We start from the raw sequence: 15,288 nt of genomic DNA on the forward strand, positions 1-15,288 counted from the left end.
CTCCCACCCGCCCGGCATATCCGTGATTGACAATTTTGCCAGAAGAATTGCAATTTTCCACCCCTTGCGGTAAAAATTGATAATCGCTTAATTCGGCGAAAAATCATTGCTAACTAAACGTGAGCTCGGGATCAGATCAAAACATGGCAGGCAATGCCAATGACCCCCTGCACCTCCCCCAAAATCGCAGGGGCGATTTTGGGGAAGACGTGAGGGGGATGAAAATTCGAAAGTTGATGTAAAAATGACTTATCCCGCATTGACTTAACTAATGGTCAGGAACGGTTGTGAAAGGGCTAACGATTGAAGGTCACAAAAATCGGTTGGCTTTTACCTGCCTGTTCGTCATCGAATTGTCAAAATAGAAGGCTGCCGGGTTTTGAAAAGAATACAACTGCTCAGTGGATTTCAGTACACGCTCCCTCTGCTCATCGGTATTGCACCGTTCGGTATGATTTATGGCGTGCTGGCGGTTAAAGCCGGTTTCCCGGCAGCGGCGGCTCAGGCCATGTCGGCAATTCTTTTTGCCGGCTCTTCTCAGTTTATGATTGTGAATCTCGTCGCAGCTGGTTCGCCGTGGCTGGTTGTAGTTTTAACCGCTGTGGTGGTCAACCTGCGCCATGCCCTGTACAGTGCCTCGCTGGCGCCGTTCCTTAAACACCTGCCGGCAGGCTGGAAGGCTGTGCTGGCGTATGTGCTGGTGGATGAAGCCTATGCTGTGGGTATCCATCACTATGAGAGGGAGGGGTCGGCAGGTCATCAGCACTGGTTTCTGCTGGGGTCGGGGCTGGCGGTTTGGGTGTGCTGGCAGGCCAGTACCGCGTTGGGTATTTTTCTGGGGGCGCAAATTCCCGCGGCGTGGTCGCTGGATTTTACGCTGGCCCTGACCTTTATCGCGATTGTGGTGCCCGGCCTTAAGAATCGGCCGTTACTGCTTTCGGCTGTGACAGCGGCAGTGACGACGGTGGTGGCTCATCCTTTACCCTATAAACTGGGATTGATTCTGGCGGCGCTGGCCGGGATTGCCGCCGGGTTGTGGAGTGAGCGGCAATGACCGACTTCTGGCTGATCATTCTCCTGGCGGGCGGGTTGACCTATGCGATCCGATTGTCGTTCATTGCCCTGCATGGCCGCTGGCAAGCCCCCCAATGGTTTGTGCGGGCTTTGCGCTATGTGCCGGTGGCAGTCCTCAGTGCCATCATCCTGCCTGAGTTGCTGGTCGTGGATGGACAGGTTTTGCTCTCTCCGATCAACCCGCGCCTGCTGGCGGGGACTGCGGCAATTTTGATTGCCTGGCGCAGCCGGAATGTCTTTTTGACCATTGCAGGGGGGATGCTCTTCCTCTATCTTTTCCAGTTTTTGCTGGGTTGAACTGCCTGCAAGGTTAAAAAATAGAATAAACTTATAAGGATGAGCACTGTTTTAGAGATGAGGTATGCCGGCTGACTGGTGGATGGTTTCTGCTGAACAGGTGGGCTGGTCGGCGTTGAGCGCCGGGCTGATCTTGCTACTGCCCGGTGCGGGAGTACTGATCTGGCTGGCGCGCCGCCCGATGGACTGGCTGGAATGGCTGGCGGAGGCGGTGGGTTTGTCGCTTTCATTGACAGCGCTACTTGGCCTGGCAGGGTTTCTGGCGCACATTCGCTTCACGCCGGCCCTCATTTTCGGGTTGCTGGCCATCAGTCTGCTTTCGCTGACCGTCGGGGGGTTGCTGCGCCTGCCGCTCAAAAGGCAGCCATCCGGCTGGCGGCATTGGCTGGGGCTGGCTGCCGGGCTGGCAGGGCTGGCCGCAGCGCTCTACTGGCGCTGGTTTCAGGCGCGGGAACTGCATGTACCGGCCTGGGTGGATTCCCTGCACCATACGCTGATTGTGCAAAAAATTCTGGAAAGCGGCGGCGTGCCGGCCAGCCTTGCACCGCAGGTCAACGCAGACCTTGCCTACCATTTTGGCTTCCATCTCGTTACGGCGTGGTTTGTCTGGCTGAGCGGCTGGGATGCGCCTGCCGGTGTGCTGGTGTTCGGGCAGGCGCTCAATGGGCTGATTGCGCTCTCGGTTTACCGGCTGGCGAAGGGCTGGTGGGGGGATTGGAAGCGGGCCGCTCTTGCCGCGCTGCTGGTGGCGTTTGCCTTTCAAATGCCGGCCTATTATGTCACCTGGGGGCGCTACACGCTTTCCGCCGGTCTGGTACTGCTGCCGCTGGCCATGCTGGCGGTTGAACGGGTTGCCCGCCCGTCTTCGCGAAATGCCGAGCGGATACATGTGGTGCTGCTCACTGCCGGGGTTGCCCTGACTCACCTGACTGCTCTGCTGCTGCTGGCTTTTTGGGTGGCGCTGGTGCTGGCTGAAGGGCTGCTCCGCCGCTGGCGGGGCAGGCCGACTTCTGCGGATGCCCCTGACCGGCGCAGCGCGTTGACCGCCGCCCTGAGCGCCGCCGGGGGTGTGCTGCTGGCTGCGCCGTGGTTGTGGCGCATCTGGAGGCAATTTGGAGCGAGCGCCAGCGTTTGGCTGGTTTCGCCGCTGGATGGCGGGCAGGCAGAATACTGGAACTATATCCTCTATCTCTTAGGACCGCGCTACAGTCACATTTTGTTCGCCGCCGCCGGGCTGGGGTTGGTGTGGACGCTGATTCAGGGCGGGGCGCGGCGGCTGGCAGCCTGGGGGTTGGTGATTGCCCTGCTGATGCTGCCCTGGGGGCTGCGCTTGAACCCAATCCGCCCGGATCACATGGCGATTGTGCTCTTTTTGCCGGCGGCCCTGCTGCTGGCGAACGGGCTGGTTGGGTTGGGGGAGCATGTTGAGCGCGTTCCATGGCGTTTTGCGCGGCTGGCCGGGCAGGGGGTGCTTCTTGCGGCGGCCCTGAGCATGATCGGATGGGGTGGGTGGCAGAGCCGCTCGGTCATCAATCCTGAAACCGTTTTTGTTAGCCGCGCAGATCTGCAGGCTTTCGACTGGATCCGCCAGAATACGCCCCCAGATGCGCGTTTTTTAATCAATACCACCCAGTGGATGACGGGTGTCTTTCGCGGGGTGGATGGCGGTTACTGGCTGCCGCTGATCACCGGACGGCAAACCCTTCTGCCACCGGCGTTATATACCCTGGGGAAAGCCGGGGAAGTTCAGCGCATCAACGATTGGGCAGAGCGCGCCAGCCGCCTTTCTGCCTGTGATGAGGCGTTCCGGTCGTTGGTGCAGGAAAGCGGGGCGGCGTATGTCTATCTCCGCGAAGGGCGCGGCAGTTTACAGCCCAACGCTTTGTTGAACTGTGCGGATGTCGTGTTGATTTACCGGCGGGGCGGCGTGTTCATTTTTGAAATTAAGCCTCAATTATCGCGAAGCAATATGTTCAATTGAGATAGACCGCCTAAAATAACCAGCGTTTCGCCGGCCTGAATGCGCCTTTCGGCCGAAGGGTGCATATCCTGCTGAAGGCTGTCTTTTATCATCACGACACTGACATCATAATTTTTTTCAACCTCTCCAACGGATATACCGGCAAGGTGTGAGCCGGATTTGACTTGCAGGCGCGCGAGGCTGAGCGATTGCCCTTCAATATTAATGGGATTGGTGATGTCGGTACCGGCCGCTGCTGCGGCAAACGCCGGCGCAGCCATGGCGGTAGCGCTCATCGCAATGAAGCCGAATTGCGCCTGCAGCGCGTCAGCGAAATCGTCGTCAAAAATACGGATAATCACTTTAACATCAGGATTCAGGCTGCGGGCTTTGAGGGCTATTTTCAGGTTCAAGGCATCATTTTGCGAACAAAGCACAATGGCGCGGGCTTTGGCAATGCCAGCGGCCTCCAGTGCTGTTGGACGCGAAGCATCATCCTGAATGACCGGAATGCCCATTTTTTGGGTCGTGTTGACCAGATCGGCGGCGGGGTCAAGTTCAATGACGACCACGGCTTCATCCAGAAAATGCAGTTTCTCGACCACCCGATAACCCAAATGTCCCAATCCAACCAGAATGATATGATTGGAAAAAGTTGAAGCAATTGCCATTTCCCACTCCTTACTGCGCGCGCGGCGGTTAAAAAGCATGATGCCAAAATCTGCCAGCCCCTGTGCCAGCGTCAACAAGCCGATTACTGGCATGAAGAAATAAAATACTTGTAAGATGGGATGATGAGGAAATTCTCCGGCTGGCTGCAGGAATGCAATGGTCAGCATCAGATACACTGCAGCAACGAAACCATCCACCGGTTCGCCAAAGCGCATTGCCAGCTGCTGATAAAGTGCACCTGCCCCTAACAAAGCAGCGGCAAAAACCAGCAGGGGCAGACGAAATTGACGCAACAACACCAGTGTATCTCGCCAGGAAGCCTGCCAGCGACGAAAAAGGGATTGATTAAAATGGCGGCGGGTCGCTTTCATGACCATTCCATCTTGCATTAAGTGACTCCACGACCTTCAGGGAGGGGATTAATCCTCCTCTGGTAGGAAGTATATCCGATTCTTTCGATTTACAATTTTGGACAGGGTGAGGATTCTGGCTATTGGGAGGGATCTTGTATGAATACACAAAACTGGGAAGAACTGGTCAAAGAGCATTTGGAATTCCTGTGTGTGAAAACAGGCGGGCGGAGTGTAGGCAGCCGGGGCAATCGCCAGGCGGCGGAATATATTCAAAGCGTCTTTTCGGCCAGCGGCTGGCAGGTACATTCTCCGCAGTTTGACTGCCTGGACTGGAAGGAGGAGGGTTGTCATCTGCGCACAGGTGGAAGGGTATATGAAGCAAAAGTCAGTCCTTACAGCCGGGGCGGTAAGTGGAATGCCCCGCTGGTCTGCGTGGGCAGCCCAGCCGAACTGGAAAGAGAATCACTGAGGGGGAAGGTGGTATTGCTGCACGGTGATTTGACACGCGAACAATGGACGCCAAAAAATTTCCCCTTTTATCAAAATGAACTGCATCAAAACTGGATTCGTCTGCTGGAGCAAAAGATGCCGCTGGCAATCATTGCGGCTACCGGTCGTGATCCACAAATGGCGGGCGGAGTTTACCCCTTTCCGCTGATTGAGGATGGCGATTTCGACATTCCATCAGTCTACCTGACCGAAGAAGCCGGAAAAGAATTGGCTGAACACGCAGGTCAAAGTGTTGAACTGGAAATTCGCGCCGAACGGTTGACGGCGCAGGGTTGCAATGTCTGTGCGGTGTTGCCCGGTAAAAGCCCCAGGCGGGTGGTTTGTTTTGCCCATTTTGATGCAAAATTAGGGACGCCTGGCGCATTGGATAATGCCAGTGGTGTGGCAATCTTACTGCTGCTGGCAAAAATGCTTGGCGGCCATGAGTTGAATTGGACGATTGAGTTAACCGCCCTCAATGGTGAAGATGATTACGCCAATCCCGGCGAGGTGGTGTGGATAAGGGAAAATCAAGGCCGGTTTGCGGAAATTGTGTTGGGGATTAATTTTGACCTGGTTGGCTATCGTCAAGGGCGCACAGCATTTTCTTTGTATCAACTTCCACCAGAATTCGAAGAGTTTGTCCGCCGACGCTTTTTGTCCTTTGAAGGGTTGATCGAAGGAGAGGCATGGTTTCAGAGCGACCACAGCCTGTTTTTGATGAATGGCGTACCAACGCTGGCTTTCACTGCTGAAAAAATGACGGACCTGATGCAGCACGTCATTCATACTGCCAAAGACACGCCCGACATTGTCGCCATTGAGCGGGTTGTTGAAACCGCATTGGCGGTTTCGGACTTGATAAAGGCGAATTCCAGTGATTAAGTCATCTTGAAGCCGAAAGAAATTTCAAAAATTAGACATCAGCATTGATTAATTGCGAAAAGAAAGTAAAATAGGGGAGTAGTTTTCTTCTGTTCGTTCGTCCTTTTTTCTTGTGAAATTTACCACCAGCATTCCCGTTTGTGATATACTCACAAACGGGTAATTGGACTATATTTGTGCGAATTGAAAGGCCCATCATGTTCGAAGACTACCTTCCCCTGCTGGTCATCCTTGCACTCGCCGTTCTGATTGGTTTCATCGTTATTTTGTTGGGGGTTTTGTTTGGGCCGCGCCGCCCCACCCCGCGTAAAATGGCACCCTATGAATCGGGCATGGTGCCGTACGGCCCCGGACGGCGGCGCATGTCAATTCGTTATTACTTAATCGCGGTTCTTTTCATCCTTTTTGATATTGAAGTGGTGTTTGTAGTATCCTGGGCGGTGGTTTTGCGTCAATTAGGGACGCTGGGACTGTTCGGGATGCTGGTGTTTCTGGTCGTTTTAGAGGTAGCGCATTTGTACGCGTGGAAGAAAGGAGCATTGGAATGGGACTAGAGCAGAAAACCGGCAATTTAGGGGTTGTAACGACTTCGCTGGAACAGGTGGTCAACTGGGCGCGCACCAACTCGATGTGGCCGATGCTGTTTGGTCTGGCGTGCTGCGCCATTGAGATGATGGCCGCTCAGGCGCCGGCTTACGACATGAGCCGTTTTGGCATGGAGTTGATGCGTGCCAGCCCGCGCCAATCGGATTTGATGATTGTCGCCGGGCGGGTGAGCCGCAAGATGGCGCCTGTTTTACGTCAACTGTATGACCAGATGCCCGACCCCAAATGGGTGATTGCCATGGGCGATTGCGCCTCGTGCGGTGGGGTGTTCAACAATTATGCCATTGTGCAGGGCGTGGATGAAGTGGTTCCGGTGGACGTGTATGTGGCGGGTTGTCCGCCGCGCCCGGAAGGGTTGATTCACGGTGTGATGACCCTGCACGAAAAAGTCAAACGCGAAAAGCTGAAAGACTGGTCATAATTGCTTTACCTGTAGGGAGCAACCTGGTCTATCTCCATATTATGTGATTTTTGGAACAAGCAGGATGGAGTAACGGATGAGCGAACATCTCGAAAAAGTGGTACAGGATTTTCAGGAGCGGTTTAGCGCCAATTCGCACCGCTATGCCGGTGAAACCACCCTGATCCTCAGCCGCGAACATCTTCTGGAAGCCGTGCAGTCCCTGCGGGATGAGTACGGCTTCGATGTACTCATTGATGCCACCGCAGTGGATTACTGGCCTGAACAAGCCCCGCGCTTTCATGTGGTCTATCAGTTTTATTCGATGACCCACAATCTCCTCTTACGGCTGCGTGTGCCGCTGGATGGAAACGCCCCGCACATTGATACCATCGAAGGCATTTTTCCCAACGCCAACTGGAAGGAACGCGAAATCTGGGACATGTTCGGGATCACTTTCGACGGGCATTCTGACCCGCGCCGAATTCTGATGCCGTACGACTGGCAGGGGCACCCGCTGCGCAAGGATTATCCGCTCGGCTATGAGGAGCCGCAGTTCTCGTTCAACTATGAAGAAATTGACCGGCGCAAGCCGTATGCAAAGGAATGAGGCGGAGGCAGCCATGACCGAATTACGCCCTGTAACGGTAGATGAACTGCGACATCTGGTCAGCGAGCGCGCCCTGGCCGGTGAAACCATGCTGCTCAACATGGGACCGCAGCACCCCAGTACGCACGGCGTGCTGCGCCTGCTGCTGGAGCTGGATGGTGAGATTGTGGTTAACTGCATTCCCGACATCGGCTTTTTGCACACCGGCATCGAGAAGAACATGGAGGCCAAGACCTACCAGCAAGCTGAGGTGATGACCGACCGGATTGATTACATGAACAACATGGGCAACAACCTGACCTACTGTCTGGCGGTTGAAAAACTGGTCGGGTTGGATGTGCCGCCGCGCGCTCAGGCACTGCGCGTCATTCTGGCGGAGCTGCAGCGCATTTCCTCGCACCTGCTCTGGCTGGGGACCAGCTCGCTGGACCTGGCGGCTATGTCCGTATTCCTGTACTGCATGCGTGAACGCGAGCTGATTCTGGATGTGTTTGAGATGGTCTCCGGTCAGCGCATGATGACCACCTACATCCGCCCCGGCGGGGTATGGCGGGATGTGCCGGTGGAATTTGAGGCCGCCGTGCGTCACATTGTGAATATCATGCCGGCGCGCATTGACGAGTACGAATCCATGCTGACCACCAACATGCTCTTCCTGGAGCGCACGCAGGGTATCGGTGTGATTTCTACGGAGGACTGCAAGCGCTGGGGGTTGAGCGGGCCGGTCATCCGTGCCACCGGCTTGCCCTATGACCTGCGTAAGGTGCGCCCCTACAGCGGTTACGAGCAGTACGATTTTGAAATCCCCACGGCTACAACCGGTGATGTGTACGGGCGCTATCTGGTGCGCGTCGAGGAAATGCGCCAGTCCGTGCGCATCATCCGGCAGGCGCTGGACCGGCTGCCCTACGGGCCGGTGCGCAGCAATAACCGCAAATTTGTGCCGCCGCCGCGCTCGGAGCTGGGGGTGAGCATGGAAGCGTTGATCCACCACTTCAAATTGTGGACGGAGGGCTTCCCGGCTCCGAAAGAGTATGTGTATGTCGCCACCGAAGGCCCGCGCGGTGAACTGGGTGTTTATCTGGAAGGGGATGGCGGACCGAAGCCCTACCGCGTTCATTACAATACCCCTTCTTTTGCCAATTTACAAGCCATGCCGATTCTCACCCGCAATCACTTCATCGCCGACCTGGTGGGAATCATCGGCAGTGTTGATATTGTTTTGGGAGATGCTGACCGTTGAACGCATTATTAGCCCAATACCCACAGGAAGTTGAGCGCATTCTGGCCAAATATCCCGCCGACCGCAAACGCTCGGCGGTGATGCCGTTGTTGTACCTTGCCCAGCGGGCGGAAGGTTACATTCGCGCGCAGGATTTACGCGATATTGCTGAAATTTGCGAGATTTCGATCACCGATGTGGCTTCCATCGTTGGTTTTTATACCCTTTACTATGATCAACCACTGGGACGTTACCACATTCAGGTGTGTACCGACCTGCCGTGTGCCCTGCGCGGTGCTGAGGATTTTCTGCACCAGTTGAGCGAAAAACTGGGCATTGGGGTTGGTGAAACTACGCCGGATGGGCTTTTCCATCTGGAAGAGGTCAAGTGCATCGGCGCCTGTCACCGTGCGCCGGTCTTTCAGGTGCAGGGGGACGGCGAAATCGTCTTCCACGAAAATCAGACGGTGGAAACGGCGCTGGCGGTCATTGATGCGCTGCGCGAGCAAGCCAGAGCAGCGAAAGGAGAAGAGGCATGAGTCAGCACATTCTCCTGCGCCATCGCGATATTCCCAACCTTGACCGGCTGGAAGTGTACCGGAAGCACGGCGGCTTTGAGGCTTTCCGCAAGGCGGTTACTTCGCTGCAGCCGGCTGAGGTGATTCAAATTGTCAAAGATTCCGGTTTGCGCGGACGCGGCGGGGCGGGTTTTCCCACCGGCTTGAAGTGGTCGTTCTGCCCCAACACCATCTGGCCGCATTATGTGGTCGCCAATGCGGATGAATCGGAACCGGGCACGTTTAAAGACCGCGAGATCATGGAAAGCAACCCGTTCCAGTTTTTGGAAGGGCTTATGATTGCCGCCTTTGCCATTCAGGCCAACGCGGCCTACATCTACCTGCGCGGTGAATACTGGCAGATTGGCAAGCTGCTCGATCAAAAGATTGCCGAACTGGAAGCCGCCGGTCTGCTGGGGGATCACCTGTTCGGCAGCAGCTACAGCCTGCGCCTCTACACCCATATGGGCGCGGGGGCGTATATCTGCGGCGAAGAAACCGCGCTGCTCGAATCGCTGGAGGGCAAACTGGGACAGCCGCGCCTGCGCCCGCCCTTCCCGGCGGTGGCCGGTTTGTACGCCCGCCCAACGGTAATCAACAATGTGGAAACGCTGGCCAACGTCCCGCCCATCATCCAGAACGGGGCGGCCTGGTACCGCGACTTTGGCACGGATAAGAGCCCGGGGGTTAAGGTATTCAGCCTCTCGGGGCATGTCAACCGCCCGGGGAATTACGAGCTGCCGCTGGGTACCACCTTCCGCGAATTGATTTACAACTACGGCGGGGGCATTCCAGAAGGACGCAATATCAAGGCGATCATGTCGGCCGGGGCATCCTCCTCGCTGATCATCGCCGATGAAAAAGCCCTGGATACCCCGATGGATTACGAATCGCTGGTGGGGCTGGGGGCTTCGCTCGGTTCGGCTTCGGTGATTGTGCTGGATGAAACCGTCAACATGGCCTGGCTGGCGCACAAAACCACCCATTTCTTCAAGCACGAATCCTGCGGCAAGTGCACCCCCTGCCGGGAAGGTACGTACTGGATGACCCACATCCTTGAACGGATTGTGGATGGCAAGGCGGTTGAAGCGGATGTGGAACTGCTGCAGGCGGTTGCCAGTCAGATGCAGGGCAAATGCTTGTGCGCGCTGGGCGAATTTTCCATTTTACCGGTGTTGTCCTCGCTCCAAAAATTCCGCGCGGACTACCTGCAAAAGGTCGCTGCGCCGTCCCTCGAGGTTGAATCATGACCAAACTGGTTACGCTGACAATTGACGATCAACAGGTGAGCGTGCCGGCCGGCACGCTGGTGGTGGACGCTGCCAAACAAATTGGAAACGATATCCCGGTTTTCTGCTACCACCCCAAGATGGAGCCGGTCGGCATGTGCCGCATGTGTCTGGTGGAAATCGGTCGCCCGATGGTGGATCGCGGTACGGGTGAAGTGCTGCTGGATGAAAACGGCAAGCCGCGCCTTCAATTCGGTCCCAAGCTGGAAACCGCCTGTACCACGCCCGTATCCGAGGGGATGGTGGTGCGCACCCAAACGCAGGTGGTGGCGGATGCGCGCCGTGAAGTGCTGGAATTTATTCTCACTTCCCACCCGCTCGACTGCCCGATTTGCGACAAGGGCGGCGAGTGCCCGCTCCAAAACCTGACGATGGGTTATGGGCCGGGGCAGTCGCGCTTTCTCTACGATGACAAGATTCACCTTGCCAAGCATGTCCCGCTGGGCGAATTGATTTACCTTGACCGCGAGCGCTGTATTCAATGCGCGCGCTGTGTGCGCTTTCAGGATGTGATTGCCGATGACCCGGTGATTGGCTTTTACAACCGCGGGCGGCGGCTGGAGATTGTATCCTTCTCCGAGCCGGGCTTTGACTCGATTTTCTCCGGCAATACCACCGATATTTGCCCGGTCGGCGCGTTGACCAGTGCGGACTTCCGCTTTGGCGCCCGCCCGTGGGAATTGAAGCAGTCGGCTTCCATTTGCACCCACTGCCCGGTGGGCTGTAACCTGACCTTCAACACCCGCCGCGAGGCGCGCGCTGGCGGCAATCCGGTCATCAAGCGTGTCATGCCGCGCCAGAACGAGCAGGTCAATGAAATCTGGATTTGCGACAAAGGGCGATTTGCCTATCATTACACCGAAAGCCCGCAGCGCCTGACCCATCCGCTGGTGCGGCGCGGGGAGGGGTTTGAAGAAATCTCATGGGAGGATGCTTTCCGGCTGGCTGCCGAGAAAATCGGCGCCAGCCAGCGTTTGCTGACCCTGGCCGGCGGGCGGCTTTCCAATGAAGACCTGTTCAACCTGCGCGAACTGACGCTGGCGAAAAACGGTCAAACCGTGCTTTACAGTGACATGGCGGGCGGCGACCTGACCGCCAGTTTTGGGCTGGCGCCCGGCAGTAATTTTGGCAGCATGGGCAAAGAAACCGCTATTCTGGTGGTGGCCTGCGACCTGCACGAGGAAGCTCCCCTGTGGTGGCTGCGCATCAAGGCGGCTGCTCAACGCGGCGCGCGCCTGATTGTGTTGAACCCCCGTCTGACCCGGCTGGATAAATTTGCTGCGCACAGCCTGAGATATGCCTATGGCGAAGAAAGTACTGCCCTGTCGGCTTTCCTGCCGGCTGCGGATGGGCCGGAAACCTACCGGGCTGCTGTGGCCGATTTTCAGAGCGCTGAAAACGTGGTGATTCTGTACGGCAGTGAAGGTATTGGACTGACCCAATCCCAGCGTTTGGCGCACACTGCGGCGGCTGTTCTGGCGGGGCGCGGCAAAGCAGGACAGGTCAACAACGGGCTGGTAGCCGTCTGGCAGCGCGCCAACGATCAGGGAGCGTGGGACGCCGGTTTCCGTCCGCTGGAGGATCTGCCGGCTGCCCTGCGTAAGGCCGAAGTTGCCCTGATTGCCGCGGCCGACCCGGCGGGTGATGACCCGATGCTGGCTCAGGCACTGGAGGAAACCGGCTTTGTCATCGTGCAGGAGTTGTTCATGAGCGAAACCGCGCGGCGTGCCGATCTGGTGCTGCCGGTACAGGCATTCACCGAGCGGGAAGGTAGCTTCACCTCCGGCGAACGGCGCGTTCAGCGGTTTTACCCGGCTTTGCCGCCCCGCCCGCAAACCCGTGCAGATTTTGTCGTCACGGCGGGCATTGCTAAGGCACTTGGGCTGGATTTGGAAGGGCGGGCTGCTTCGCTGGTCTTCCTGCGGCTGGCGAAAACACTGCCGGCCTATGCCGGCCTGACCTACACGCAACTGGCAGAGGTGACCCCACAGTACCCGATTATTGGACGGTCGGATCTGTACTACGGCGGTACGGCTTACGATAATCATCAGGGTTTGGGTGTTCAGCTGCCGTTGCTGCCTGCCGCTCAGCCGGTTGTGGCTGCGGGGGCACAAACCGCCGCGCCCGCCGCGGCAGGGGAGGGAGAAATCCTGCTTGCGCCGGTGACGCGCCTGTATGACCGCGGCAGCACCGTGCTGCCTTCGACGCTGCTGCATCAACGGCTGGCGGGCAAGAGCATCCGCCTGAATCCGCAGACGGCTGCCGGCTTTGGCCTGAACGCGGGCCAGACCGTGCGGCTCAGCCGGGACGGATGGAGCGTTGAAGCCCGGGTAGAACTGGATGAGCAGCTGCCGCTGGGGGTCGGCCTGGCGGTGCGCAGTACCGGCATTCCGCTGGCCAGCGCGGCAGCGGTACGTTTAGACCGCCTGACGGTGGCATCCGCGGATTGAAAGGAGCATTCATGATTACAGCGGCGCAATTCTGGGAATGGGTTATCAAATCGCTGATCCTGATTCTGGTGCTGACCGGTGGGTTTGCCTATGTTACCCTGTATGAGCGCAAAGTGCTGGCGCGCATTCAGGCGCGGGTTGGGCCGAACCGTGCCGGCCCGTTCGGCCTGCTCCAGCCGGTGGCAGACGGCATCAAGTTGATTTTCAAAGAGGAATTGACCCCAGCCGGGGCCGATAAGCTGCTCTTCACGCTGGCGCCGGTCATTACGGTCATCCCGGCGCTGGTGGTGACGGCGGTCATTCCGTGGGGAGAAACGATCACCCTGTTCGGCAAGACTTACACGCTCTACCTGACGGATGTCAATGTCGCCATCCTGTATATCATGGCGGTCACTTCCATCTCGGTGTACGGTATTACACTGGCAGGCTGGTCATCCAATAACAAATATGCCACGCTGGGCGGGCTGCGGGCTACCGCGCAGATGATCAGTTATGAGCTGGCGCTGGGACTTTCGTTTGTCGGGCCGATTTTACTGACCGGCTCGATGAGTATGCTGGAAATTGTGCGCGCCCAGCAGGGGTTGTGGTTCATTTTCCTGCAGCCGGCCGGATTTGTGCTGTTTCTGGCGGCTTCGCTGGCCGAGGTCAACCGCGCCCCGTTTGATATGCCGGAAGCCGAGCAGGAATTGACGGCCGGCTATCATGCCGAATATTCCGGCATGAAGTTTGCCCTGTTCTTCATGGCCGAATACATCAAGATGATTGCGGTTTCGATGATTGGGGCAACCCTGTTTTTGGGTGGTTATCTTTCGCCGCTGGCAATGTTGAGCGGTCTGCCGGTCATTGGCTGGCTGTTTGCGTCCGGGCCGCACTGGTTATTCTTAAAGGTGGTTGTGTGGCTGTTCTTCATGATTTGGGTGCGGGCAACCCTGCCGCGCATCCGTTATGACCGTTTGATGCAGTTGGGCTGGAAGATCATGTTCCCGCTGGGTTTGGTGAATGTGATTGTCACAGCAGCTGTGGTTGTGCTTGCAGGAGGTTAGAGGTATGTTAAAAGGGTTATTGACCACGCTTCGCGAGATGTTTCAGGAACCGGTGACCATCCAGTACCCGGAGGTCAAACGGCCGGTACGCACCCGCTTTAAGGGGCGGCATGTGCTCAAACGCTACGAAAACGGGCTGGAAAAGTGCATTGGCTGTTCGTTGTGCGCGGCGGCCTGCCCCGCCGATGCCATTTTTGTCGAATCGGCAGAAAATACCGATGAAGAACGTTACTCGCCCGGTGAACGCTATGCCAGCACCTACGAAATCAACATGCTGCGCTGCATTTTTTGTGGGTTCTGCGAGGATGCCTGCCCAACCGAGGCGATTGTGCTGGGCGACAATTACGAACTGTCTTTCACCGACCGAAATCAGTCTATTTACACCAAAGATATGCTGTTAGAGCCGGTGCCGCCGGGCGGCCAGCCTACCCCGCAAAAGACCGAACCGGGCAAGTACACCCGTTCGGTGCCGGTGATGCAGGACCCACAGGATTAAAGGAGGTAAACCAAGCGAATGGATATTGGCATCCTGCTGGTGTATGGAATACTCGGTTTGACGGTCATTGTATCGGCGGTTGGGCTGATCATCAGCCGCAACGCGCTTTATTCGGCGCTCTTTCTGGTAGTCAATTTCGTTGCGGTGGGTTTGCTGTATCTGGCGCTGGGGGCGCCGTTCATAGCCTTTGCGCAGGTGACGGTTTATGCCGGCTCGATTATGGTGCTGTTTATTTTTGTGATCATGCTGCTGGGCGCTGAAAACCTGCCGCTGACCGAGCCACTGCGCGGGCAGCGCGTGCTGGGCATTTTACTGGTGGTCATCTTTCTGGCAGAGATTGTGCTTTACTATTTGCTGCGCACCACGCCGTTGCAATCCATCCCGCTCATCCCGCAAACTTTTGCCAGTCCGGCAGAGATAGGTATGCTGCTCTTCAACCGCTACCTTCTGCCGTTTGAAGTGACGGCCTTCATCCTGCTGGCGGCTACTGTCGGTGCAATATTGCTTTCCAAGCATGAAGGACCCACCCGACCAAAACCGGGAATTCAAAAACCTGAAACACCCGTGGAGGGCTGAGCCATGCCAATGAGTTATTATCTGATTCTTTCCGCGGCGATGTTTGCCATTGGAGCGCTGGGTGTGGTTTTACGGCGCAACCCGCTGGTGGTGTTCATGTCGCTGGAATTGATGTTCAATGCTGCAAACCTGGTTTTTGTGGCTTTTTCGGCGTATCACCAAATTCTGGATGGGGATTTGTTTGTCTTTTTTGTGATGACCACGGCTGCAGCGGAGGTTGCCGTCGGGCTGGCCCTGATGGTCGCCATCTTCCGCGCCAAACGCACCATTGATCTGGATGAGATGAGCACGCTCAAAGGGTGAGGGGGG

The 15,288-nt window shown here is 56.9% G+C and carries 16 protein-coding genes; 15 read left to right on the forward strand and 1 reads right to left on the reverse strand.

Features of this window, described 5'->3' with window-relative positions:
- Window positions 1–379 precede the first annotated feature (379 nt).
- From ACWIZX_RS07190 to ACWIZX_RS07200, 3 genes are all read left to right on the forward strand, one after another.
- Window positions 380–1,054 carry an AzlC family ABC transporter permease gene (locus ACWIZX_RS07190; RefSeq protein WP_448335286.1) on the forward strand — a complete coding sequence of 225 codons (675 nt, stop codon included), beginning with the start codon at window positions 380–382 and terminating at the stop codon, window positions 1,052–1,054.
- Entirely contained in the window at window positions 1,051–1,371 is a 321-nt protein-coding gene (locus ACWIZX_RS07195) for an AzlD domain-containing protein (RefSeq protein ID WP_322793032.1), read from the forward strand. The genes ACWIZX_RS07190 and ACWIZX_RS07195 overlap by 4 nt, the downstream gene beginning before the upstream one ends.
- Before the next feature lie 64 nt (window positions 1,372–1,435).
- Window positions 1,436–3,352, forward strand: coding sequence for a DUF6541 family protein (locus tag ACWIZX_RS07200; protein ID WP_448335287.1), 1,917 nt, complete (start codon window positions 1,436–1,438; stop codon window positions 3,350–3,352).
- Here the strand turns inward: ACWIZX_RS07200 and ACWIZX_RS07205 are convergent.
- Window positions 3,322–4,374, reverse strand: coding sequence for a potassium channel family protein (locus ACWIZX_RS07205; protein WP_448335288.1), 1,053 nt, complete (start codon window positions 4,372–4,374; stop codon window positions 3,322–3,324). The two genes, ACWIZX_RS07200 and ACWIZX_RS07205, sit on opposite strands and share 31 nt — an antisense overlap.
- Before the next feature lie 138 nt (window positions 4,375–4,512).
- Between ACWIZX_RS07205 and ACWIZX_RS07210 the strand changes: the two genes are divergently transcribed.
- The 12 genes from ACWIZX_RS07210 (at window position 4,513) to nuoK (ending at window position 15,282) form a co-directional block, all read left to right on the forward strand.
- Complete coding sequence (locus tag ACWIZX_RS07210) at window positions 4,513–5,730, forward strand: M28 family peptidase (RefSeq protein WP_448335289.1); 1,218 nt, start codon at window positions 4,513–4,515, stop codon at window positions 5,728–5,730.
- A 197-nt stretch (window positions 5,731–5,927) separates the two neighbouring features.
- Window positions 5,928–6,284 (forward strand): NADH-quinone oxidoreductase subunit A, encoded by a 357-nt coding sequence (locus ACWIZX_RS07215; protein ID WP_322794313.1) that lies wholly within the window; start codon window positions 5,928–5,930, stop codon window positions 6,282–6,284.
- Window positions 6,275–6,757 (forward strand): NADH-quinone oxidoreductase subunit B, encoded by a 483-nt coding sequence (locus ACWIZX_RS07220; RefSeq protein WP_322794312.1) that lies wholly within the window; start codon window positions 6,275–6,277, stop codon window positions 6,755–6,757. Before ACWIZX_RS07215 ends, ACWIZX_RS07220 begins: the two co-directional genes overlap by 10 nt.
- 76 nt (window positions 6,758–6,833) lie before the next feature.
- Window positions 6,834–7,346, forward strand: a complete 513-nt coding sequence (locus tag ACWIZX_RS07225) for an NADH-quinone oxidoreductase subunit C (RefSeq protein ID WP_448335290.1) — start codon at window positions 6,834–6,836, stop codon at window positions 7,344–7,346.
- Between the two features lie 13 nt (window positions 7,347–7,359).
- The gene (gene nuoD, locus ACWIZX_RS07230; RefSeq protein WP_448335291.1) at window positions 7,360–8,589 is read left to right on the forward strand and encodes an NADH dehydrogenase (quinone) subunit D; all 1,230 of its coding nucleotides are present in this window, start codon (window positions 7,360–7,362) and stop codon (window positions 8,587–8,589) included.
- Window positions 8,586–9,107, forward strand: coding sequence for an NADH-quinone oxidoreductase subunit NuoE family protein (locus ACWIZX_RS07235; RefSeq protein WP_322793899.1), 522 nt, complete (start codon window positions 8,586–8,588; stop codon window positions 9,105–9,107). Before nuoD ends, ACWIZX_RS07235 begins: the two co-directional genes overlap by 4 nt.
- Window positions 9,104–10,375 (forward strand): NADH-quinone oxidoreductase subunit NuoF, encoded by a 1,272-nt coding sequence (gene nuoF, locus ACWIZX_RS07240; RefSeq protein ID WP_448335292.1) that lies wholly within the window; start codon window positions 9,104–9,106, stop codon window positions 10,373–10,375. The genes ACWIZX_RS07235 and nuoF overlap by 4 nt, the downstream gene beginning before the upstream one ends.
- Complete coding sequence (gene nuoG / locus ACWIZX_RS07245) at window positions 10,372–12,864, forward strand: NADH-quinone oxidoreductase subunit NuoG (RefSeq protein WP_448335293.1); 2,493 nt, start codon at window positions 10,372–10,374, stop codon at window positions 12,862–12,864. The genes nuoF and nuoG overlap by 4 nt, the downstream gene beginning before the upstream one ends.
- An 11-nt stretch (window positions 12,865–12,875) precedes the next feature.
- Window positions 12,876–13,907, forward strand: coding sequence for an NADH-quinone oxidoreductase subunit NuoH (gene nuoH / locus ACWIZX_RS07250; protein WP_322793896.1), 1,032 nt, complete (start codon window positions 12,876–12,878; stop codon window positions 13,905–13,907).
- Between the two features lie 4 nt (window positions 13,908–13,911).
- A complete protein-coding gene (nuoI, locus tag ACWIZX_RS07255) occupies window positions 13,912–14,403 on the forward strand; it encodes an NADH-quinone oxidoreductase subunit NuoI (protein ID WP_322793895.1) in 492 nt (163 codons plus the stop codon).
- An 18-nt stretch (window positions 14,404–14,421) separates the two neighbouring features.
- A complete protein-coding gene (locus ACWIZX_RS07260) occupies window positions 14,422–14,979 on the forward strand; it encodes an NADH-quinone oxidoreductase subunit J family protein (protein ID WP_448335294.1) in 558 nt (185 codons plus the stop codon).
- A 3-nt stretch (window positions 14,980–14,982) separates the two neighbouring features.
- The gene (gene nuoK / locus ACWIZX_RS07265) at window positions 14,983–15,282 is read left to right on the forward strand and encodes an NADH-quinone oxidoreductase subunit NuoK (protein WP_416181053.1); all 300 of its coding nucleotides are present in this window, start codon (window positions 14,983–14,985) and stop codon (window positions 15,280–15,282) included.
- Window positions 15,283–15,288 lie beyond the last annotated feature (6 nt).

Source organism: Bellilinea sp. (genome assembly GCF_053501535.1).